Raw genomic sequence first — 23387 nt, forward strand, 5'->3', positions numbered from 1 at the left:
ACCTCACCGGTCTCTTGAGCCGAACCGGCGACGCAACTCGTGCTTGAGCACCTTCCCGGCGCCGGAGAGCGGCAGTTCGGCCACGAAGTCGTAGCCACGGGGGACCTTGTAGTTGGCCAGCCGCGCCCGTGTGAAGGCGTCCAGCTCTTCCGGGCTCGGACTGCCCGTCTCGGCAGGCACGACGACGGCGTGCACCCGCTCGCCGTAGCGCGCGTCCGGCACGCCGACGACCGCACACGTGGCCACCAGCGGATGCTCGTGCAAGACGCTCTCCACCTCGGCGGAGTAGACGTTCTCGCCGCCCGTGATGATCATGTCCTTGATCCGGTCGACCACGTACAAGTAGCCGTCCTCGTCGAGGTAGCCCGCGTCGCCGGTGTGCATCCAGCCGTCCCGTACCGCCTCGGCGGTCAACTCGGGTTTGCCCCAGTACCCGAGCATCAGGTGCCCACCGCGCGTGACGATCTCCCCGACGGTTCCCCTCGGCACCTCGCGCCCGTCCTCGGCGACGATGCGGACCTCCGCGTGCGGGGCCGCGCGACCCGCCGAGTAGCGGTGCGGTCCCGCGTGGTCGGCCGGGCTCAGCAACGTGATCGCGGGCGACAACTCGGTCATCCCGTACGCCTGCACGAGCTCCACGTGCGGGAACAGTGCCGAGAACCGGTCGAGCAGTTCGGCGGGCATCGGCGCCGCGGCGTAGACCAGTCGGCGCAGTCCGGCGAACGCCGCCGGGTCGAAGGACGGGTGGTCGAGGACGAGCCGCACCATGGTCGGCACCAGGAACAGGTCGGTGATCCCGTGCTTCGGCAACGCGGTGAGCAGCGCGGCCGGTTCGAAGGACGGGATGGTCACCTGGGTGTTGCCCGTGAGCGACTGCATCACCCAGTGCGCGAGGTCCCCGAGATGGAACATCGGGGCGGCGTGCAGGAACCGGCCGCCGGGTGTGGTCATGAAGCCGGACGCCACACACCCGAGCGCGGAGGTCAGCATCCCGGCGTGGCTCAACGCCACCCCCTTCGGCGCGCCCGTGGTGCCTCCGGTGTAGAACAGCGCCGCCAGCTCGTTCCCACCGCGTCGGGCGTCCGGAACCGGATCGGAGCTCGCGACGAGGTCCTCGTAGGACACACACCCCTCGGGTGTCGCGCCCTCACCGGCGTACACGACGTGCTTCACGCCCGGACACTCGGCCATCAGGGTGGGCACGGCCGAGGCGAAGGTGTCGTCGACGACGAGCACCCTGGCGTCGCAGTCGTTGAGGCCGTACACCACCTCCGGCTCGGCCCAGCGCGTGTTCACCGGGGCCAGGACCGCATCCGCCCAGGGCACCGCCATGAGATGTTCCAGGTACCGGTCCGAGTTCAGGGCGTACATCGCCACCCGGTCGCCGGACCCGACCCCCAGCGAACGGAGCCCACCGGCGAGCCGAGCGACTCGCTCGACGTGCGTTTCGAAGTCGCGAACCCGGTCGCCGTGGATCGTGGCGATCCGGTCAGGGTGCTGCTGCAACGCGCGGTGCAACGGCTGGGTCAGGTACATCCGGATTCCTCCGTGCGGCTACTTGTGCGGGGCGGAGAACACGGGCGCGGGCAGGGGCAGTTGAGCAGCCGTCGCGCCGCACTCCAGCGCCCAGAGCGCCGCGTCCGCGCCCTGACGGCGGGCGTAGGCCCTGATCGCCTCCGGGTCGGGTGCGAGCATCGCCATCTCCTCCACCCCGTCGGCGAACGCGTCCACGTCGGGCCCGGGCGGGGTGCTGGCGTCGAACGGGCGGGCGTTCTCGGCCATGGCCTTGACCGTGCCGGGGTCGAACCGGTCGGAGAGTCCGAGTGCGGCGTACGACCGTTCCCCCGCTACCGCGCCCATCAGCGCGGACGTCTCCGGGGTCAGCGCGGGCGCCTCACGGCGCGGTGCCGCCGCACCCCGGCGCGACGGCGGGCCGGACGCCGCCCACCGCGCCGCCCACTGGGCCACGATGCCCGCGGCGTTCCGGTCGGCGGGGTTGTGCAGCCGCATCATGTCCCACTTGTTGGCCATGGCGACGACCACCAGATCGAGGTGCGGATACACCCGCGCGTCCCACCAGTAACCCCACGGGTAGGCCGCGGAGTGTCCCCACCACCACAGCCGCCCGTCACGGTCGGGATTGCTGATCTCCAGTCCGATCCCCGCGAAGGTGTCGGGCGTCACCGGGCTCGACCGGGTCACCCGGGGCCGCAACATGGCGGCGAGGCCGTCCGGACTCACCACACCGTCTCCGTCGCCGTTCGCCGTCCTCAACAACGACTGGAGCAACCGGGCGTAGTCCACCGGTGAGGTGATCAACCCCGCTCCCGGATAGGTCGCGGAGTGGAACACGGGGGACGGCACGCACCAGGGACCGAAGCCCATGTAGCCGGTGGCGTACGCCGCCGACCCAGCGAGCTCGTCCCACCGCGAGCGTCCGGGGTTGCCGGTCGGCAGAGCGGAGTCACGCATCCCGAGTGGCGTCAGCGCGACGTCGTCGACGAAGGCGGAGTAGTCACGCCCGCTGACGGTCTCGACCGCGCACCCGACCACCGACATTCCGAAGCTGGAGTAGGCGTAGGTGCCCGGCGGGCCGTAGAGCGGGCACACACCGCCGTACTCGGGTGTCGTGCCCACCTCATGGCGCCACGCCACGTACTCGGCGATCGGGCGCGGTGAGGTCAGCTCGGCGTCGATGATGTCGGTGCGGTAACCACCCACGTGGGCGGTGAGCATTCCGGGGGTGATCGGCTCGGTGGCCTCCGGGTTGGCGGGCCGTGCCTGCGCGGGCAAGTGCGGGTCGATCGGCCCGTCGACGTCGATCTCCCCGGACTCGGCGAGCCGCATCAGGGACAGCCCGACCAGAGGCTTGCTGAGCGACCCCGCGGTACCCACGGAGTTCCCCGTCATCGGCACCCGGCGGGCCAGATCGGCGTACCCGGCGCCCATTCCCCGCAATTCGGTGCTCGACGCGAGGGCGACGGCGACACCCGGCGTGCCGGTGGCGGCCACGATGCGGGGCAACGTCTCCTCGATCGCGTCGGCCAGGTCGTGGAACATGCGTTCTCCCGTGGAGCGGTCAGGACGCCCTGGCGGCGTCGATGTGGGCCATGACGTCGGCGGGCGACTCGGTGGTCGGATCGATGAGCGCCGTCAACGCGGCGGTCAGGCTCCGGTCGAGCACCCTGATCGAGTTCGCGTCGATCCGGGCCGCGTCGTACATCAGGTGCACCCGCAGCACCGGTCCGTCCTCCACGACGAGGGTCAGCGGGTAGTTGTTGGAGTCGTCCACGCGCAGCTTGTCCGGGGCGAGGCCGTGGAGGGCGTCGCGGACCGTGTCGTCGACCGGGTAGTTCTCGAACACCACCACGCTCGTGAACAGCGGCGTACGCACGTTCACCTCGCTCCACCGCGCCACGTCGGGCAGCGCGGCGTGTTCGGACGGCATCCGCCGCCTGCTCTCCTGCAGGTCGGCGAGCCACGGCCGGAGCCGACTGGTGGCCGTGACCTTCACCCGCAGCGGCAGGGTGTTGATGAACATGCCGATCATGTGCTCGATGCCGGAGAGCCCGGAGCGGCCCGACGTGGTCACCCCGAAGACGACGTCGTCGGTGGCCGCGTGGCTGGCGAGGACCAGACCCCACGCCGCCTGGAACACGGTGTTACGGGTGAGCCGGGCGTCACGGACGAACGCACCGAGCCGGTCGGCGAAGTCCGAAGGCAGGTCCAGATGTCGCAACACGTGTCGAGGCCGTCCGCCTTCGCCGTCGTCGTTCACCGGCAGCGGAGTCTGTCGTCGGAATCCGGCGAGGTACGGCGTCCAGAACGCCCGATCGGCCGCGGTGTCGCGCTCGGACAGCCAGCCGACGTAGTCGCGGAACGGTCGCCGGAACGGAATGGTCAGCGGCGCGCCGTCACGGATCGCGCGATAAATCGCGAGGACGTCCTGGATCAACGCTGCGCTGCTCCAGCCGTCGATGACGACGTGGTGGGCCTCCAACAGCACCCGCCACCCGGTCTCGCGGATCAGCGTGACGCGCAACAGCGGCCCCCGCTCCAAGTCGAAACCGCGAGTCGCCGCGTCGGCGAGAAGATCGTCGAGAGCCTGTTCCCGTTCCCGTGGGGACAGGCCGGACCAGTCGAGCCGCGCCACGGGGAACCGCACCCGCTCGGACACGACCTGCAGCGGGCGGTTCACCAGCCGCCAGGCGATGCTGCTGCGCAGGACCGGGTGCCGGGTGGCGGCCTCCTGCCAGGCCTGCGTGAACGCGTCGGGATCGAGGTCGTCGAACTCCCAGGAGAGCCGCGTGGTGTACAGCCGGGCGTCCGCGCTTTGGATGGTGTGGAAGAGGATGCCTTCCTGCGCCGGGGACAGCGGATGGAGGTCCTCGATCCCCCGGCAGGACCCGAACGCCCGGGTCAATTCCGTTGTGGACAAGCCTGCCAACGGGAAGTCGGCGCCGATGCGGAACCCGGCGTCGGGCTTACTGGCCGCCTCGGCGATCTCGGCGCACACGGTGAGCATGCGCCAGCCCAGCTTCTCGATCGTCGCGGTGTCGAACGCGGCGGTGTCGTGGGACAGGCTGATGCGCAGTCGGCCGTCTTGCACCCGAACCACCACCTCGATCGGATACGGCCGGGGGCGGCTGGGAGCTCCGAACGCTCGCAGCGGGTCGCCGACGAGCCGGAAGAAGTCGCCTTCGGACTCCGCCGAGTCGGCCCGGCCGAGATAGTTGAGCTGGACCTCGGCCGCCGGCAACGCAGCCAGCGGGTCGGCCTCGCCGAGTCGGCGTGCGATGCCGTACCCGATCCCCCGGTTCGGGATCACGGCCGCGGTCTCGCGCACCGTCCGCAGGCACGCCTCGACGTCGTCCGGGTCGGGCAGGTCGACGGCGAACGGGAACACCGAGGTGAACCAGCCCACCGTGCGGGTGAGGTCGACGTCGTCGAACAGCGCTTCCCGCCCGTGGCCCTCGACGTCCACCCGCACGCGCGACGAGCCGGTCCACCGACGCAACGCGAGCGCCAACGCGGCCAGCACCACGTCCTTGACCTCGGCGCCGAACGTCGTCGGCACGTCCGTCAGCAGCACACGGGTGTCCCCGACCGGCAACTCCGTCTCGACGACCGCCATGGTGGCGCGCGTGCCCGGGCTCCCCGGCTCGCCCCGATCCCGGGGCAGCGCAACGACCTCGGCCGGGACGAGCGAGGTCCAGGTCTCGATCTCGGCAGCGAGTTCGGAGCTGGTGGCGTAGGCGCGCAACCGCTGCGCCCAGGTCCGCACCGACGTGGTCTTGGCTGGCAGCGGGTCGCCGCCGCACAGGCGGGCCAGATCCTCCAGCAGCACTCGCCAGGACACGGCGTCGACACACAGGTGGTGGACGACCAACACCAAGGTGCGCCCGGACGCCACGGCCCGGACGAGGTGCCCGGCGGTGAGGTCGAATCCATCGACCGCGAGCCGCACCAGCTCGTCGACGTCCCGCTCGCCGGCGACGCGCTCGATTCGGGGAACCGTACGGTGCGGCAGGATGCGCTGGGCCCACCCGTCGGCTTCGCGCGTGAATGCTGCCCGCAGGCCGTCGTGATGCGCGACGAGCCGGTCGAGCGCCGTGTCGAGGACGGACAGGTCGAGGTCCGAAGAGAGGTCGAGGACGACGTACTGGGCGAGGTGATCGCGTTCCGGGTCGCCCTCGGCGAAGTAGTCGAGCTGGATCGGGGTCAGCGGGACCGGACCGCTGATTTCCGTCTGTTCCGCCGTGGTCGTCGACTCCGCCTCGCACGGAACCGCCGCCACCGCGAGTTCGGCCAGGGTCTGGTGTTGGAAGAGCTGGTTCGGGGTGATGCGATAGCCGGCCGTCTCGGCACGCGACGCCACCTCGATCGCCTGCAGGGAGTCGCCGCCCAGCCCGAAGAAGTTGTCGTCGACACCGACCTGGTCGAGGCCGAGCACCGCGGCCCACACCTCGGCGAGTGCCCGTTCGGCGGGGGTTCTCGGCGACGCCACCGTACGCCCGGCCGTGACGACGGTGGGTTCGGGCAGGGCCTTGTGATCCACCTTGCCGTTGGCGTTGAGCGGGAACTCGTCGAGCAGCACGACCGCGCTCGGCACCATGTACTCCGGCACCCGCTCCACCAGGTGGGCCCGCAGTGTCGCGGGGGAGGCCGCCTCCGAGTCGTCGGCGACGACGTAGGCGACGAGGCGCTTGTCGCCGCGACCGTCCTCCCTGGCGACCACGACAGCCGCACGCACGGCGGGATGGGCGCGCAGGTGCGCCTCGATCTCACCGGGCTCGATCCGGAACCCACGGATCTTGACCTGGTGGTCGGCTCTCCCGACGAACTCCAGGTTGCCGTCTCCGATCCACCGCACCAGGTCCCCGGTGCGGTACATCCGGGTGCCGGGAGGGCCGAAAGGGTCGGGCAGGAAGCGTTCCGCGGTCAGCCCCGGCCGATTGTGGTAGCCCCGGGCGACACCACGCCCCGCCAGGTACAGCTCACCGGTCACCCCGGGCGGCACGGGAACCCCGTTGGGGTCGAGCACGTACTGACGCGTGTTCCAGGTCGGCTTGCCGAGCGGAATCCGCACGACCCCCGGCTCCAGCCGCCAGAAGTTGGTCTGGCCCGACACCTCCGCGGGACCGTACTGGTTGTGCAGCTCGGCCCACGGCAGCACCTCATGGAACCGCTCGACCAGGTCGGGTGTGATCGCCTCACCGCCGCAGTGCACCTGCCGCAGGGACGAACACCGCGCGGCCTCCGGCTCGTTGAGGAACGCCCGCAGCATCACGGGGACGAAGTGCACGAGCGTGACCTGCTCCTCGCGGATCAGGCGAGCAAGGTACTTCGGGTCTCGCTGCCCGCCCGGCTTGGCGACGACGACGGTGGCGCCCGCCGTGAGCGGCCAGACGACCTCCCACATGGACGCGTCGAACGTGAACGGCGCCTTCTGGACGAGCCGGTCGCCCTCCCCGAGTCCGAACTCGGCCGTGTCGCACGCGATCAGGTTCGCAGCCCCACGGTGAGGGGTGAGGACGCACTTCGGCTTCCCGGTCGAGCCGGACGTGTAGACGGCGTGCGCGGCGTTGTGGGGCAGCACCCCCGTCCGCGGGGGAGTGGTCGGGTGATCCGCGAGCACGGTCAGGTCGGCGTCCAGTTCCACGATCGGGACGACGCCGTCCGGCAGGTTCGTGTGCTCCCCTCGCCGCGTGATCACGGCGAGGGCACCGGTGTCGGCGAGCAGCTCACGCAGTCTGCTCTCGGGCTGTTCCGGGTCGAAGATGACGAGGACCGAGCCCGCCTTCATCACCCCGACCAGCGCCACCACCGTCTCCACCGAGCGTTCCGCGCACACGGCGACCATTCGCTCGGGACCCGCGCCGAGTTCGCGCAGGCGGTGGGCCAGCGCGTTGGCGTGGGCATCCAGCTCGGCATAGGTGAGCTGCCGGCCCTCGCCGCGCACCGCGACGGCCTCGGGGATGCGACGCGCCTGTTCGGCGATCAGCTCGTGCAGGCACGCTTCGTCCACATCAGACCGCGTGGTGTCGTTCCACTCCTCCAGGATTCGGTGAAGATCGCGTTCCCCGAGCATCGGCAGTTGCCCGATCCGCGTCCGCGGCCGAGCCGCCGCGGCGTCGAGGAACACCCGGAATCCCTCACCGAAGCGTTCGATGGTGGACGCGTCGTAGAGATCGGTGGAGTACTCGATCCGCGCGACCAACCCGTCCGCACTTTCCGCGAACCCCATCGCGAGGTCGAAGTGGTTCGTGCCGGTGCCGGTCGGGAACGCCTCGACCTCGACGTCCGGCAGGACCAGGGCCTCTTCCCCGACCCCGCCCTCGACCTGGGCGAGCAGCAGCCCGGACGACCGGTCGCGCCGCTCGGTCACCTGGAAGCTGATCTGGTGCAGGGGGTGGATGCTGAGCTGACGCACCGGCTGCAGCTCGTCGACGAGCATGTCGAACGGCAGCTCCTGGTGGTCGAACGCGTCCAGCGCGGTGTTCCGGACCCGCCGGAGCAGGTCGAGGAACGTGGGATCGCCCCCGACGTCGGTGCGCAAGTTGACGCTGTTGATGAAGAACCCGATGAGGGGCTCCAGCTCCACCCGGTCGCGCGCGGCGACCGGCGACCCGACCACGACGTCGGTCTCACCGGTGTAGCGGGCGAGCTGTGCCTTCAACGCGGCCAGCAGCACCATGAAGAGCGTGGCGTTCTCGTCCCGCGCGAGCGCACGCAGGCGTTCGGCGGTCTCCGCCGACACGGTGAACAGGTGCTCGGCGCCGTTGTACTCCGGCACCACGGGACGCGGCCGGTCCGGCGGCAGCGTGACGATCTGCGGCGCCCCCCGCATCGTCTCGACCCAGTGGTCCAGCTCGGCCTTCAGCCGCTCCACGTTCTCCGGCGACCGCTGCCACGCGGCGAAGTCGGCGTACTGGACGGGCAGCTCGGGCAGCCCGGACAGACGGCCGGCGCGCGCTGCCTCGTAGCTCGCACGCAGCTCACGGAACAGCACCCCGACCGACCAACTGTCGGTGATGATGTGGTGCATGGTGAGCAGCAGGACCCGGTCGTCCCGGGCCAGCTCCAGCACACCGACCCGCAGCAACGGGCCTCGCTCCAGGTCGAACGGCCGGGCGGCCTCCTCACGGGCGAGCTGCCGGGCCCGTGCCTCCGCTTCGTCGGCCGGGAGATCGCTGAGGTCCACCACCTCGATCGGTACGGCGCGGGGCTTGCCGACGACCTGCACCGGTGCGCCGTCGTGCACGGCGAACGTGGTCCGAAGACTCTCGTGGCGGGCCACGATCTCCGTGAACGCGGTCCGCAGTGCCTCGACGTCGAGGTGTCCGCGCACACGGTAGGCCAGTGGCGCGGTGTAGACCTGACTGCGCGTGATCAGTCGGTCGAGCACCCACAACCGTTGTTGGGCGAACGACAGCGGAAGCGGTGCGCTCCGGTCCGCCCGTTCGATGGTTCCGGAGGATCGACCCTCGCGCCGCAGGAGCAGGTCGAGCAGCTCCCGTCGGCGTGCCGCCGCCTGATGTGCCGCTGTCATGCGCCCATCGTTGCGGAGCGAACTGGCGGGCGGTGGGCACGCGCGTGACACGGCGTTCCCTGCGAAACCGCAGGTCCGCGGCCCACTCCCGGCCCGCCACATGGACCGGATACGGGAGCGCGACCGCACCCGAGCGCAGGCACGCCGGGAACCCGTAGCGGACCCCGGTGCCCGTCCGCAGGACCGGCCCTGACCTGGAGTCCCGCTCGGAGTCGACTGTCCAGCCGCTGCCCACCTTCCCCCGCACGACGGCACCACCATGGTGGAGCAGACGACGGGAGGACCATGACGACCGAAGTCACCACATCACAGATCACCGGCGAGGCGTTGCCCGACGACCGCTTCCGGCTGCACGAGACGGTGGGCACGCTGGACATCGACCGGGTGCTCGACGTCCTGCACGGCGAACTGGCCGCCTACCGGGTGAGGAACTTCCTCTCCGAGGACCAGTGCCGGACGATCAAGGACAACTTCTGGAACTCCTCACGGCGCACACCCCGCTACGGCGAGGGAGCCGACGGGGTCGAGGCGTACATCCTCGGCGCCTCGCACATCGAGAAGTCCACTAAGGACTACCTTGACGAGGCGGCCGCGCAGGCCGACGCCGTCGCCGAGCTCTACGCGGGCACCACCGACCCGATGTCGGCGCTTTGCGAGCGCATCGGGAAGACGGTCGGCACGGGTCGAGCCGCTGCCCACGAGGGTCGCACCGCGGGTGGTTCCAAGGCGGTGTGCTGGAACAACGACGGCGGCGAGTACCTGCTCCTGCCGCACGACGACCTCGCCCAGCTCAGCGACCCGTTGCAGGCCGGGTTCGAGATCCAACGCATCGAGCGCGTGATGGCCGTCAACGCCTACCCTTACGTGCCTGAGGGCGGCACCGGCCAGTTGAAGCTGTGGAACGTGTTCCCGGACGCCGAGACGAAGCACCGACTCGGGCTCACCCACAGCGGATTCCCGTACCCACCCGACCTGCTCACCGATCACCCGAGCATGGTCGTTCCCGTGGCCACGGGCGATCTGTGCGTCATCAACGGGAACCTGGTGCACGCGGTGCTCGGCAGCGGCTCGGCCACCGACCGGGGCCGACTGCTGCTGACCTGCTTCACCGGGACTGTCGGCGACGAATTCCTGTGGTGGACCTGACCCCGCACCGACCAGACGCCCGGCACCGAGTGCCGAACGACCGTCGCATGGCACCGTGATGCCGGGTGGGCCACGCACCACCCGGCATCACCGTCAACCGTTGTGGGCTGCCATCCGCTCGCGCAGGCTCTTGGGACGCATGTCCGTCCAGACCCGCTCGATGTGGTCGAGGCAGTCCTCTTTCGACCCCGACACACCCGTCTCGTGCCAGCCTGCCGGGAGTTCCCGGTGAGCAGGCCAGATCGAGTACTGCTCCTCGTCGTTGACCACCGCGTGGTACCGCGTCTCGCCCGTGTTGTCGGTCTGCTCGCTCATCGTGCTCCCTCGGTCAGTGTGCCTGCGCGCCGGCGGCCTTCTCGACCGCGGCACGGAAATCTCCGAACGTGGGCGTGTCCCACACCTGGAGCATGTCCACCTCGACACCGAGTTCCCGGCGCAGGTAGGACACGATGCGGGTCACCATGATGGAGTTGCCGCCCAGTTCGAAGAAGTCGTCGTCGTCGTGCACCTCCGTCACGTCCAACACCGTCCGCCACGAGGCTGCGACCACCTCGGCGAGGTCCGGCCGGTCAGACATAGTTGCTCTCCGTTCGCAATTCGGCGTTGTCGAATCGCCGCGCGTCGAGTCGCCCCACGTCGACGAACGGCTCCCGGCCCAGCACGAGATCCCGGACGACCTCACCGACGGCCGGCCCCTGCATGAAGCCGTGGCCGGAGAATCCCGTGGCGTAGAGGAATCGACCCACGTCCGGCGCCTCACCGATGAGCGCGTTGTGGTCCGGGGTCACCTCGTAGAGCCCCGCCCACCCGCTAGCCAGGCCGACGTCCAACAGGCTCGGCGTGCGGACGGCGATGGCTTCGGTGAGCTTTTCCAACCAACGTTCGCTGCGGTCGGTGCGGAACCCCGGAGGCTCCTCGGGATCGGACATCCCGAACATCACCCCGCGTCCCTCGCGCCGGAAGTAGAAGGCCGAGGAGAAGTCGATGGTCATCGGGATCGGCACGTCCGCGTCGATGGGCTCCGTGAACGCGAGTTCACGCCGGTACGGGGTGACCGGTAATCGGACCCCCACCATCTCGCCCACGGCGGTGGACCAGGCGCCCGCCGCGCACACCACCGTGGACGTGGCGATCGATCCGCGCGTCGTCTCGACGGCGTGGATGTCGTTGCCGGAGGTCTTGAGCCCGGTCACCTCGCAGTGCGTGACGAGCGTGGCACCGTGCCTGCGGGCACCGGTGGCGTAGCCGAGCACCACGGACTCGGGCGTGCAGTACCCGTCGTCCGGCGAGAAGGCCGCGGCGAGGACGCCCTCGGTGTCGACGAGCGGGGACAGGTGCCTGGCCTCGGCCGGATCCACCAGCCTGCTCGGCACCCCCAACGAGTTCTGCAGGGCCACGCTCTCCTCGAAGGACGTCACCTGCTCCGGTGTGGACAGCAGGAACAGGTACCCGGAGGTGTGCAGGTCGATCTCCTGCCCGGGGCGATCGGCGAACCGCCGGTACGCGGCCATGCTGTGCGCGCCGAGGCGGATGTTGAGTTCGTCGGAGAACTGCGCCCGCACCCCGCCCGCTGCCCGGCTGGTCGATCCGGAACCTAGCTCACCTCGTTCGAGCAGGACGACGTTCCGCATTCCGGCCTCCGCGAGGTGGAAGGCGATGCTCGTCCCGATCACACCACCGCCGATGATCACGACGTCGGCGGACGACGGCAGGATCACGCCACGACTCCCTCCACGCGTGGGACAGGTGGCTTCCGATGGTCACCGAACGGGCTGGCGAGTACCGGTCACCCGCGGGTCCGGCCACGCCCGGTGGAGAGCGAGAACAGTCCACTCCGGTGGACGTGCGCGGCGGATTGGGTACGGGAACCGGTGCCCGCCCGCGGACGGGCCGGGTCGACGCCGCCACCGCCGTGGGAAACCCGTGGTCCTCCCGGCACCGACGGGCCTGAGCTGCGCCGATCGGTGACGTCGTCGGCGGGTTCGCTGCCATCTCGGTGATCCGCGCCACCGCCACCATCGACTCTCGTGGCAAGCGCAGGCACGACGACGAGCGTCACCATTCCTCGCGTCTACAACGGTCCGGCCGAGTCGGCTCACGGAGGCTACGCCTGCGCCGTCTTCGCGCGGGCCTCGGGCCTGCCGTCGCCGGCCGCGGTGACCCTCCTCGCGCCGCCACCGTTGGACGTGCCGCTCACCGTCGTTCCCGGGCCGCACCGCACCACAGTCCGGGCGGACGACACGCTGGTCGCCACGGTCGCTCCGGCAGGGCGGGAACCCACCGCCGTGCCGCCGGTCGACCTGTCCACCGCCACGGCGGCGGCCCAGGCGTTCCCGGGGTTCACCCGTCACCCCTTCCCGACGTGCTTCGTGTGTGGTCACGACCGCCCCGACGGCTCGGGTCTACGGCTGACTCCGGGCCCCGTACCGGGGAGTCCCCACACCGTCGCCTGCCCCTGGACGCCCCGGGAGGGCACCGAGGAAGAGGTGTGGAGCGTGCTCGACTGCCCTGGCGGATGGGTCGAGCCCTCGCGGCACCCGATGGTTCTCAGCAGGTTCGCGGTGGCGTCGCACGGAGTTCCGGAACCGGGCGCACCACACCTCGTGGTCGCCACCCGACTCGGTACGCACGGTCGCACGACGACCGTCGGCAGCACGGTGTACACCGCAGCGCGACGTCCGATCGCGACGGCCACGGCGGTCTGGACGGCGATCCCGCAGGGGCTGCCGACCGAGGCGCGCGACGACTTGGGCGAGTAGGAGGAAGGCAGTCGGATGGATCCCGCGGAAACGATCACCGCAGCGTTCGCACGTCAGGTCGCGGCTCGACCCGACGCCGTCGCGGTCAGCACGGGCGACTCGGAGCTCAGCTACGCCGAGCTGGACGCGCGGTCCGATCGGCTCGCCGACCACCTGCTCGGCCTCGGGGTGTCCCCCGAGGACGCGGTCGGGGTCGCTCTCCCCCGGTCGGTAGACCTCGTCGTGGCTCTGCTCGGGGTGCTCAAGACCGGCGCGGCCTACCTCGCCCTCGACCCGCAGCAACCGGAGGAGCGTCGGGCCCTCGTCCTCAAGGACGCCGAGGTGGACGTCGTCGTCACCCCGGACCTGCTGGCCCGGGTGCCGGAGCAGGGATCCCGACCGCCCGCCCCGCCTGGCGGGGGCGAGCGCACCGCGTACATCGCCTACACCTCCGGCTCCACCGGCGTCCCGAAGGGCGTGTGCGTACCCCAGCGCGCGGTGTTGCGCCTGGTGTCATCCCAGAACTTCCTCGACATCCGTCATGACGACGTCTTCCTCCAGCTCGCCCCGGTCGCCTTCGACGCGTCGACCCTGGAAATCTGGGGGCCGCTGCTGAACGGGGCGCGCCTCGTCGTCGCCCCGCCCGGCGAGCTGTCGCCGCGCGACCTCGCCGACCTCGTCCGCGACACGGGTGTCACCGTGCTGTGGTTGACCGCGGGACTCTTCCACACCGTCGTCGAGGCGGGAGCCGAGTCGCTGCGCGGCCTGCGCTGCCTGCTCGCCGGTGGCGACGTGCTCTCGGCCGCACACGTCGACCGAGCACTGTCCGCGCTGCCGGACACCCGACTCGTCAACGGCTACGGTCCCACCGAGAACACCACGTTCACGGCCTGCCACGTGATCACCGAACCCGTGGGCGACACGTCGGTGCCGATCGGGCTGCCCGTCAACGGCACGACCGTCCACCTACTGGACGACGACCTGCGACCGGTCCCGGACGGGGAGATCGGAGAGCTCTACGCCGGCGGCCTCGGGGTGGCCACCAGCTACCGCAACGATCCCGCGCTGACCGCGCGACGGTTCCTGCCCGACCCGTTCTCCGCCACGCCCGGTGCCCGGCTCTACCGCACGGGCGACCTCGCTCGCCGCCGTCCCGACGGGGTGTTGGAGTTCCATGGCCGGATCGACGACCAGGTGAAAATCCGCGGTTTCCGCGTCGAGATCGGGGAGATCGAGGCCGCGCTGCGTCGCCACCCCGACGTGCAGGACGTCGCCGTGGTGGTCCAGCAACCGAACGGTGAGCGCGTCCTGGCCGCCTTCTACGTCAGCGAGCTGACCATGACGAGCGCCGAACTACGCGAACACCTGACGTCGATCGTGCCGCGTTACATGGTGCCGTCGGTGTTCTGCCACGTCGACGCCCTGCCGCTGAACCACAACGGGAAGGTCGATCGCGAGCGGCTGTCGCACACGAGCCTTCCGGAACGCCCCGAACTGAGTACCGACTACCGTGCCCCGGCCACGGAGGACGAGAGGTGGCTCGCGCAACTGTGGGCCGACCTGATGCAGGTGAGTGAGGTCGGAGTCGACGACGACTTCTTCGAACTCGGTGGCCACTCGTTGATGGCGACCCGCATCACCGTCGAGATCGCCGAACACTACGGCAGGACCATCCCCGCTGTCGCCTTCTACGAGAACCCGACCATCGCCGAACTCGCGCGGCTGCTCGCCGAAGGGGGCGACGACGTATGAGGATCACGGTTCCCGACCCGGAGGCCACGGTCGATCTCGGCACGATCGACCTGTTCGACCCCACGCTGTACGCCGAGGGTGATCCACACACGGTGTGGACACACCTGCGACGGCGTGCCCCGGTGCACCGCACCACTCTGCCCGACGGCCGCTCGTTCTGGTCGGTCACCCGCTACGCCGACGTCAACGACGTCCTGCGCGACCACACCCGGTTCACCTCCAGCCGCGGCACGCTGCTGTCCATTCTCGGCAGCACCGACCCGGCCGGGGGCAAGATGATGGCGGCGAGCGACCCGCCGGTGCACACGGCACTGCGGGAGCCGATGACCAAGGTGCTCTCCCACCGCGCACTGCAACCGCACAACCCGAGGATCCGCCGGGTGGTGCACCGCATGCTCGCCCCGCTGCTCGACGGCGGCACGTGGAACATCGCCCACGCGGGAGCCCGGTTCCCCATGGCCTTCACCGGAACGCTGATGGGGCTGCCCGAGGAGGACTGGCCCCACCTCGCGCAGCTCACGACGATGGCCATCGCCCCGCAGGACGAGGACTACCGCCAGTCCGACGGTGACGGCACGCTGGCGGCCGCCCACCACGAACTGTTCGCGTACTTCTCCGGCCAGGTGAGACGCCGCAAGCGCACCCCGTCCGACGACCTGGTCGGATTCCTCGTCGAGATGGAGGCGGGCGGACGCAAGCTGCGCCACGACGAGATCGTCTACAACTGCTACAGCCTCCTGCTCGGAGCCAACGTCACCACCCCGCACGCCATCGCGGCGACCGTCCTCGCGCTCATCGAGCATCCGGCCGAGTGGGCGCGCTGGATCGCCGACCCCTCGTTGACTCCCGTGGCGCTGGAGGAGGGGTTGCGCTGGGCGTCTCCCGCCAACCACTTCATGCGTTACGCGACACGCGACATGACCCTGCACGACCGTCGCATCGAAGAAGGTGACGCGGTGGTGGCCTGGCTGGGATCGGCCAACCGGGACGAGGAGGTCTTCTCCGACCCGTTCCGGTTCGACGTCACCCGGCGTCCCAACCGCCACGTGGCATTCGGGTTCGGACCGCACTACTGCATCGGTGCGCCACTCGCGCGCATCGCCCTGCGAATGCTGTTCACCGAGATCGTCGCGGCCGTCGAGGAGTTCGACCTCGCCGGTCCGATCGAACACCTCACCTCGAACTTCGTCGCCGGCATCAAGAGCATGCCGATCACCGCTCGATTGCGTCCGGACGCCGCCAGGATCATCGACACCGCCGTGGCGGAGGAAGGGCCGGTGGCGGTGTGAGCCGGGACAAGATGTTCCTGCGCCCGGTGCGGGACGACTGCGCCAGTCGACTGTTCTTGTTCCCGTACTCGGGGTTGGGTGCCTCGATGTACAACCGCTGGCCACGCCACATCACCACGGCGACCGGCGACATCGAGATCGTTCTACTGCAACCGCCGGGTCGGGAGAACCGGGTGCGTGAACCGCACTACGGCACCTACGAGGCTCTGGCCGAGTCGGTGGTCACCAGTCTCGCTCCCTACCTCGACCGTCCGTTCGGGCTCTTCGGGCACTGTGGAGGTGCTCTGGCCGCGTTCGCCACGGCCCTGCACCTCGCGGAGACGGACCTGCCCGACGCGACCTGCCTCTTCGTCTCCTCCCAGGTGGCGCCGCACGACGGCCCGTACGGCCGGTTCCTGTCCATGACCGACGAGGAGCTGGGTGTGGAACTCGCCGACCTCACCCGCGCGATGGGCGGTGAGCCGCACCCCGACATCCTCGCGCTGAGCCTGCGCGTGCTCCGCGCCGACGTGACCGCCAACCAGCGCTACCGCCTCGACGAGCCGATCGTGCTGCCCAACGACGTGCGGACGATCGGTTGGCACGACGACCGGGAGATCCGCCCGGACCAGATGTCCGGATGGCAGTCCTACGCCGAGGAGGGCCGGTACCACCACACCGTCCTGCCTGGCACCCACCACGAGTTCCTCCGCGCACCGGAGGCGCTTCAACGAGAGTTCGCCCTCGGCCTGCACCCCCAGGAAAGGCAGAACAGATGAGAGCCGTGAACGAGGAAGTCCGAACCGGCCCGGTGTGCTCGTACACCGAATGGGACCCGTTGGAGGAGGTCGTCGTCGGGATCGTCGACGAGGCCTGCTTCCCGCCGTGGCACGTCGCCCTCCCCCCGGTGCTGCCGGAGAACATGCACGAGACGTTCCGCACCCAGGCGGGCAAGCCGTTCCCGAAGGAACGGATCGAGGCGGCCCGCCGGGAACTCGACGAGTTCGCCCACATCCTGGAGGCCGAAGGCGTCACCGTCCGCAGGCCCGAACCGATCCCCCAGGACACCACCTACAGCACGCTGCACTGGTCCAGCACCGGCATGTACGCCGCCATGCCACGTGACGCCCTGCTCGTGGTGGGTGACGAGATCATCGAGTGTCCCATGGCGTGGCGTTCGCGGTACTACGAGTCGCTGGCGTACCGGCCCCTGTTGAAGGAGTACTTCCGCGGCGGGGCGAAGTGGAGCGCAGGCCCGAAGCCCGAACTCACCGACGAGCAGTTCGACCAGGACTGGATCGACACCGGGCACGAGGACGGCTCAGCCCGCCTCGTGGTCACCGAGTTCGAACCGACTTTCGACGCCGCCGACTTCACCCGCTGCGGGCGCGACATCATCGCGCAGAAGAGCAACGTCACCAACCAGTTCGGCATCGACTGGCTGCAGCGGCACCTCGGTGACGACTACCGCATCCACGTGTTCGAGTTCCAGGACACTCACCCGATGCACATCGACGCCACGCTCGTGCCGATGGCCCCGGGCAAGCTGCTGATCAACCCGGAGCGCGTGCCGAAGGTGCCGTCGTTGTTCAAGGGCTGGGACGTCATGGAAGCCCCCAAGCCCGTGATCCCCGACTCGCACCCGCTCTACATGACGAGCAAGTGGATCAACATGAACATCCTCATGCTCGACGAGAACCGGGTCGTCGTCGAGCGCCAGGACGAGCCCATGATCCAGGCGATGAAGGACTTCGGCTTCACCCCGATCCTGTGCAACTTCCGGAACTTCAACAGCTTCGGCGGCTCCTTCCACTGCGCCACGCTCGACGTGCGACGCCGCGGGAGCCTGCAGTCCTACTTCTAGGAGGCATGATGCGGATCTGGAAGCACACACCCAAGGACGCTCTGCTGCTCGGTTTCAGCGTGGCCCAGCTCGCGCTGATGATCTGGTTCGCCACGCAGTGGGACGACCAGCCCGCCTGGGCGAGGGCCGGCGGTTTCGTGCTGACCACGCTCATGATCGCCTACAGCATCATCGTGGTGTCGCACCTGTTCACCCACGTCCCGTGGTTCACCTCGGCACGACTCAACGCGGCGGCGTCGCTGCTCAACTCGATCAACATCGGTCAGTCGGTGCAGGCATACCACCTCACCCACGTCCGCAACCACCACCGGTTCAACAACGACCCCATCGGCGAGGACGGTACGACCCGGGACCTCTCCTCCACCTACCGCGACGGGCACGACGGTGAGCACGCGCCGCTGCTGCGCTACATCTTCACCGGAGCCGTCGAGTCCTTGTTGGATAGAGCTCGCGAGCTGGTGCTGTGCTACCGCCTCTGGAAGGTGGGGCCGAAGGAGACGAAACTGCTGTCCCTGGCGCACAAACGGGAGCCCAAGCGCACCCGGGAACTGCGGCAGATCGCCGCCGACCGTGCCGCGCACGCCCTGTCGTTGGTCGGGTTCGCGCTCATCTCCTGGCAGTGGGCGCTCTTCGTGTACGTCCCGGCGTTCTTCGTCGCGCTCGTCCTCGTCAACGTGCAGAACTACTACCGCCACTACGGGGCCGATCCGAGCAACCGGGCAGCGGACTCCGTCAGCCACTACGGGAGGCTCTACAACCTGTTGGCCTTCAACGACGGCTACCACCAGGAACACCACCTGAGCCCGGCGACCCACTGGACGCAACTGCCGAGCGTGCGGGAACGTCGACGGGACTGGCTCGACGCGCAACCGAGGATCATCAGCCCAGTTCCGGCCATGCTCGGGTTCCTCCACCGCAACCGACCGCTGCTGCACCGCGGCACCGCGAGCCCGAAGTCGTGAACATGACCGTGACTTCCGACCTCGTACACCGACTGGTCGGCGAGCAGGCCCGACGACGTCCGGACACGCTCGCCGTCGTCGGGCCTCGGGACCGGCTGACCTACGCGGAACTGGACCGACGGTCCAACCGGCTGGCCCATCACCTGGTGGAGCAGGGAGTCGGTCCGGACACGCTCGTGGCGGTGTGTCTGCCGCGCTCGGTGGACTCGGTCGTCGCGCCGCTGGCCGTTCTCAAGGCCGGCGGCGCGTACGTCCCGCTCGATCCCGAGTACCCACCACAGCGCCTCGCCCACATGCTCACCGACGCGCGTCCGGCGGTGCTCGTCACGACGTCCGACCTCGCCGTCGTCACCAGCCAGGTCCGACACGTGGTGGATCTCCGGGTGACGGATCTCGCCGCACGACCGGCGGACCACGCCCCTCGGGTCGCCGTCGACAATTCCGACCTGGCCTACGTGATCTACACGTCCGGCTCCACGGGGAAGCCCAAGGGCGTGCAGGTGCCCCACGCCGGACTGACGAACCTCGTCGCGTGGCACGTCCGGCGCTACGCCCTCGGGCCAGGTGAGCGCACCGCACACGTGGCCGCGCTCGGGTTCGACGCCTCCGTGTGGGAGATCTGGCCGGCCCTGGCGTCGGGCGCGACCCTGCTCCTCCCCGACGACGCCGACCGCACGCATCCTCGACGATTGCGTGACTGGCTGGCGGAGGAGGGCGTCACCGTGACCTTCCTCCCCACCCCGCTGGCCGAGGAGGTCGTCGCCCTCCCACCGCGCCGAAGCGCGCTGCGGGCCCTGCTGACCGGAGGCGACGCCCTCACCACCTCACCACCGCCTGGCACGCCCTTCGACCTCGTCAACCACTACGGCCCCACCGAGGCCACCGTGGTCACCACCGCCGGTGTGGTCCGGCAGGGTGAGCCCGGCCCGCCTCCGATCGGCACCCCGATCACGGGCTTGCGAGTGCACGTGCTCGACGAAAACCTGACCCCGGTGCCGGACGGCAGTCCGGGAGAACTGTGCGTCGGCGGGGTGGGGGTCGCGCGCGGCTACCTCCATCGACCCGGCCTCACCGCCGAACGATTCGTCCCCGACCCGTACGGCCCGCCGGGAAGCCGCATGTACCGCACGGGCGACCTGGTGAGCCGACGGGACGACGGTGCGCTGGAGTTCCGGGGACGCGTCGACGACCAGGTCAAACTCCGGGGCTTCCGCATCGAACTGGGTGAGGTCGAGGCAGCCGTCGCCGGACATCCGGCCGTCGCACGCGCGGTCGCCGTCCTTCGGGAGGACCGCCCCGGTGATCGACGGCTCGTCGCCTACGTCGTCCCCGCCCGACCCGAGGCGGACGCCGAGTCGGGGAGTCGCGCCGATGCCGAGCCGACCCTGAAGGACCTCGACGGCTACCTGCGGGAGCGGCTGCCCACCTACATGGTGCCGTCGACGATCGTCGCGCTCGACGAGCTTCCCCTCACCCGGAACGGCAAGGTGGACCGCCGAGCCCTGCCCACCCCCGAGCCGCCTTCGTCGGCCGACGCCGTCGCACCCCGGGACGCGGTCGAGGAACTGATCGCCGACACCTGGTACGACGTGCTCGGTCTGCCCGACCGGCCGCGCCACGTGCACGACAACTTCTTCGCGCTGGGTGGCCACTCGCTGCTGGCCACCCAGCTCACCGCCCGGTTGCGCAACCTGTTCGACGTGCCGTTGCCGACACAGGTCACGCTGCGGGCGCCGACGATCGCCGCCCTGGCCGACGAGCTGCGCGCCCGCGAGCCGGTGCCCGGCCACCTCACCACGGTGGCCGAGAAGCACCGGCTGGTCGCGGGCCTGTCCGACGAGGAGGTCGAACGGATGCTCGCCGAGCTGGGCGGCTCGTCGTGACAATCAGCCGACGACGACGTTGACCAGTCGTCCCGGCACCACCACGACACGCTTCACCGAGCGGTCGCCCACCGCGGCCTTGATCTCGTCCAGGCCCAGCACCGTCTCGCGGACGACCTCCTCCGAGGCGTCCTGCGGGACGGTGACGCGGGCCTTCACCTTGCCGTTGATCTGGCAGGCCAGCTCCACGGTCTCCGTCCGCAGCAACTCCTCGTCCGGCTCCGGCCACGGCTGCTTCCAGACGTGCTCACCGGTGAGCCGGTGGTAGCACTCGCTCGCCGTGTGGGGCGCGAACGGCAACAGCAGGGACGCGGCCGTGCTCAGCGCGAACGCCGCCGTCTCACGGTCGATGCCGTCCTGCAGGGCCTTGCTGACGTCGTTGGTCAGCTCCATCAGGGCCGCGATCGCCGTGTTGAAGGCGAACTTGCCCGACATGTCGTCGGTGACCTTCTGGATCGCCCACGCGACCTTGCGGCGCAGGGCCAGGTCGCGGTCCGCGTCCGTGGCGGCCCCGATGACCGGGCCCTCGGCGTTGGCGACCTGCACGGTGAAGCGGAACAGCCGGCGCAGGAACCGGTACACGCCCTCGACACCGGTGTCCGACCAGTCCGCGCCCTGGTCCGGCGGCCCCATGAAGAGCACGTAGCAGCGTGCGGCGTCCGCACCGTACGCGTCGATGATCTCCCGAGGGGACACCGTGTTCCCCTTGGACTTCGACATCTTCGCGCCGTCACGCGTGATCATGCCCTGGGTGAAGAGCGCGGCGAACGGTTCCTGCACCGGAAGGTGACCGAGGTCGGCCAGTGCCTTCACGAGGAACCGCGAGTAGAGCAGGTGCAGGATCGCGTGCTCGACCCCACCGATGTACTGATTGATCGGCATCCACCGCTCGACCGCCTGCGCGCCCCACGCGGCCTCGGTGTTCTTCGGGTCGCAGTAACGCAGGTAGTACCAGGACGAGTCGACGAACGTGTCCATCGTGTCGGTCTCGCGCCGCGCGGGGCCGGAGCACTTCGGACACGTGGTGGCGACCCACTCCTCGGCGGTGGCCAGCGGCGAGGAGCCCTTCGGCGCGTACTCCCGCACGTCGGGCAGCTCCACCGGCAGCGACTCCTCCGGCACGGGCACCACACCGCAGTCGTCGCAGTAGACGATGGGAATCGGGCAACCCCAGTAACGCTGCCGGGACAGCAGCCAGTCCCGCAGCTTGTAGGTCACCGTGGAAGCGCCGTGACCATTCTCCTCCAACCAGGAGATCATCGTCCGCTTCGCCTCGTCGACCCCGAGTCCGTCGAGGAAGCCGGAGTTGATGGCGGGCCCGTCTCCCGTGTACGCCTCGCCGTCGAAGCCGTCCTCCGGCTGCACGGTACGGATCACGGGCAGACCGAACTCCGCGGCGAAGTCCCAGTCCCGCTGGTCCTGCCCGGGCACGGCCATGATCGCGCCGGTGCCGTACCCCATCAGCACGTAGTCGGCGACGAACACGGGGATCTTGGCGCCGTTGACCGGATTCGTCGCGTACGCGCCGGTGAAGACGCCGGTCTTCTCCTTGCTCTCCTGCCGGTCCAGCTCCGTCTTCAACGACGCGGCGGCCCGGTAGGCGGCGACGGCCTCGGCGGGGGTCGCCGCACCGTTCGTCCAGCGACTGTCGACGTCCGAGGGCCAGCTCTCCGCGACCAGCGCGTCGATCAGCGGGTGTTCGGGTGCGAGCACGAGGTAGGTGGCGCCGAAGAGCGTGTCCGGGCGGGTCGTGAAGACCTCGATCGGCTCCGCGTCGGTGGCGAACCGGACGGTGGCCCCTTCGGACCGGCCGATCCAGTTGCGCTGCATCAGCTTCACGTGCGCGGGCCAGTCCAGCCCGTCGAGGTCGTCGAGCAGGCGGTCGGCGTAGTTGGTGATGCCGAAGAACCACTGTTCGAGCTGCCGCTGCTCCACCAGGGAGCCGCAGCGCTCGCACTGTCCACCGACGACCTGCTCGTTGGCCAGCACCGTGGCGTCCTGCGGACACCAGTTGACAGCGGCCTCACGGCGGTAGGCGAGCCCCGCGCGGTAGAGCTGCAGGAAAATCCACTGTGTCCAGCGGTAGTACTCCGGTTCGTGGGTGGCGATCTCCCGCGTCCAGTCGATCGAGATACCCCACCGCTTGAACTGCTCCCGGAACGACGCGATGGACTCGTCGGTGGACAGTCGCGGGTGCTTGCCCGTGCGGATGGCGTGGTTCTCGGCGGGCAGCCCGAAGGCGTCGTACCCCATCGGGTGCAGCACGTAGTAGCCGCGACGACGGAGGAAGTGGGCGACCGCGTCGCCCACGGCGTAGTTCTTCAGGTGCCCGACGTGCGGTTCGCCGCTGGTGTACGGCAACATCTCCAGCAGGTACGCGGTCTTCTCGGCGGGGGCGGTGTTGGACACCTCCCACGACCGTTCCTCGCGCCAGACCTTCTGCCATCGTTCGTCGATGGCATGCGGGTCGAAGTCGTCCCCGTCGCTCACCATGCTCGCCCACCTCGTCGATTCGTGCGGTCGATTCGTGTGTCTCCTGCCCCGGAAATGAAAAAACCCCTCGCGCGCGAGGGGTCGCCGTGCTGAGAACGTCCTCTCAGCACGGCCCGATAAGGAGCAGGAAGCCAGTGCTCACGCACTCAGTGTAGCGTCCCGCGACGACACCGTTCTCCCTGGGCACCCCGGGCACGCGAGGGCAGACGACCGTCCCGACGATCCGGCC

At 69.9% G+C, this 23387-nt stretch carries 15 protein-coding genes; 8 read left to right on the forward strand and 7 right to left on the reverse strand.

The annotated features are described in order from the left end of the window. Positions 1–3: 3 nt before the first annotated feature. Genes JAV51_RS15970 through JAV51_RS15980 form a run of 3 tightly spaced genes read right to left on the reverse strand, consistent with a single transcriptional unit; the run spans position 4 to position 9052 of the window. Positions 4–1536 (reverse strand): long-chain-fatty-acid--CoA ligase, encoded by a 1533-nt coding sequence (locus JAV51_RS15970; protein ID WP_197321530.1) that lies wholly within the window; start codon positions 1534–1536, stop codon positions 4–6. Positions 1537–1554: 18 nt separating this feature from the next. Next, positions 1555–3060 (reverse strand): serine hydrolase, encoded by a 1506-nt coding sequence (locus tag JAV51_RS15975; RefSeq protein ID WP_197321531.1) that lies wholly within the window; start codon positions 3058–3060, stop codon positions 1555–1557. A 19-nt stretch (positions 3061–3079) separates the two neighbouring features. After that, entirely contained in the window at positions 3080–9052 is a 5973-nt protein-coding gene (locus JAV51_RS15980) for a non-ribosomal peptide synthetase (RefSeq protein WP_197321532.1), read from the reverse strand. Between the two features lie 285 nt (positions 9053–9337). On the opposite strand from JAV51_RS15980, the gene JAV51_RS15985 reads away from it, so the two are divergent. Beyond that, complete coding sequence (locus JAV51_RS15985; protein ID WP_197321533.1) at positions 9338–10198, forward strand: hypothetical protein; 861 nt, start codon at positions 9338–9340, stop codon at positions 10196–10198. A 93-nt stretch (positions 10199–10291) separates the two neighbouring features. On the opposite strand, the gene JAV51_RS15990 is transcribed toward JAV51_RS15985, so the two are convergent. From JAV51_RS15990 to JAV51_RS16000, 3 genes are read right to left on the reverse strand one after another with little or no spacing between them, the layout of a single operon-like run. Beyond that, positions 10292–10513: an MbtH family NRPS accessory protein gene (locus JAV51_RS15990; protein WP_197321534.1), complete on the reverse strand. Its 222-nt coding sequence runs from the start codon at positions 10511–10513 to the stop codon at positions 10292–10294. A 13-nt stretch (positions 10514–10526) separates the two neighbouring features. Then, positions 10527–10775, reverse strand: a complete 249-nt coding sequence (locus JAV51_RS15995) for a phosphopantetheine-binding protein (protein ID WP_197321535.1) — start codon at positions 10773–10775, stop codon at positions 10527–10529. Then, positions 10768–11916: an FAD-binding oxidoreductase gene (locus JAV51_RS16000; protein WP_197321536.1), complete on the reverse strand. Its 1149-nt coding sequence runs from the start codon at positions 11914–11916 to the stop codon at positions 10768–10770. Before JAV51_RS16000 ends, JAV51_RS15995 begins: the two co-directional genes overlap by 8 nt. 309 nt (positions 11917–12225) lie before the next feature. Here JAV51_RS16000 and JAV51_RS16005 point away from each other — a divergent pair, with 309 nt between their 5' ends. Genes JAV51_RS16005 through JAV51_RS16035 form a run of 7 tightly spaced genes read left to right on the forward strand, consistent with a single transcriptional unit; the run spans position 12226 to position 20665 of the window. Next, on the forward strand, positions 12226–12957 hold the full coding sequence (locus JAV51_RS16005) for a hypothetical protein (protein WP_197321537.1): 732 nt from the start codon (positions 12226–12228) through the stop codon (positions 12955–12957). Positions 12958–12972: 15 nt separating this feature from the next. After that, complete coding sequence (locus tag JAV51_RS16010) at positions 12973–14688, forward strand: non-ribosomal peptide synthetase (RefSeq protein ID WP_197321538.1); 1716 nt, start codon at positions 12973–12975, stop codon at positions 14686–14688. Beyond that, entirely contained in the window at positions 14685–15977 is a 1293-nt protein-coding gene (locus JAV51_RS16015; protein ID WP_197321539.1) for a cytochrome P450, read from the forward strand. The genes JAV51_RS16010 and JAV51_RS16015 overlap by 4 nt, the downstream gene beginning before the upstream one ends. After that, the gene (locus JAV51_RS16020; RefSeq protein WP_307845904.1) at positions 15974–16735 is read left to right on the forward strand and encodes a thioesterase domain-containing protein; all 762 of its coding nucleotides are present in this window, start codon (positions 15974–15976) and stop codon (positions 16733–16735) included. The genes JAV51_RS16015 and JAV51_RS16020 overlap by 4 nt, the downstream gene beginning before the upstream one ends. After that, entirely contained in the window at positions 16732–17820 is a 1089-nt protein-coding gene (locus tag JAV51_RS16025; protein WP_197321540.1) for an amidinotransferase, read from the forward strand. The genes JAV51_RS16020 and JAV51_RS16025 overlap by 4 nt, the downstream gene beginning before the upstream one ends. An 8-nt stretch (positions 17821–17828) precedes the next feature. Continuing rightward, on the forward strand, positions 17829–18782 hold the full coding sequence (locus JAV51_RS16030; RefSeq protein WP_197321541.1) for a fatty acid desaturase: 954 nt from the start codon (positions 17829–17831) through the stop codon (positions 18780–18782). A 2-nt stretch (positions 18783–18784) separates the two neighbouring features. Beyond that, entirely contained in the window at positions 18785–20665 is a 1881-nt protein-coding gene (locus JAV51_RS16035; RefSeq protein WP_197321542.1) for an amino acid adenylation domain-containing protein, read from the forward strand. Between the two features lie 3 nt (positions 20666–20668). Here the strand turns inward: JAV51_RS16035 and leuS are convergent, their stop codons facing one another. Next, positions 20669–23158 (reverse strand): leucine--tRNA ligase, encoded by a 2490-nt coding sequence (gene leuS / locus JAV51_RS16040; protein ID WP_197321543.1) that lies wholly within the window; start codon positions 23156–23158, stop codon positions 20669–20671. Between the last annotated feature and the right edge of the window lie 229 nt (positions 23159–23387).

Origin of the sequence: Saccharomonospora sp. NB11 (assembly GCF_015910535.1) — a bacterium.
In the GTDB taxonomy this organism is placed as follows: domain Bacteria; phylum Actinomycetota; class Actinomycetes; order Mycobacteriales; family Pseudonocardiaceae; genus Saccharomonospora.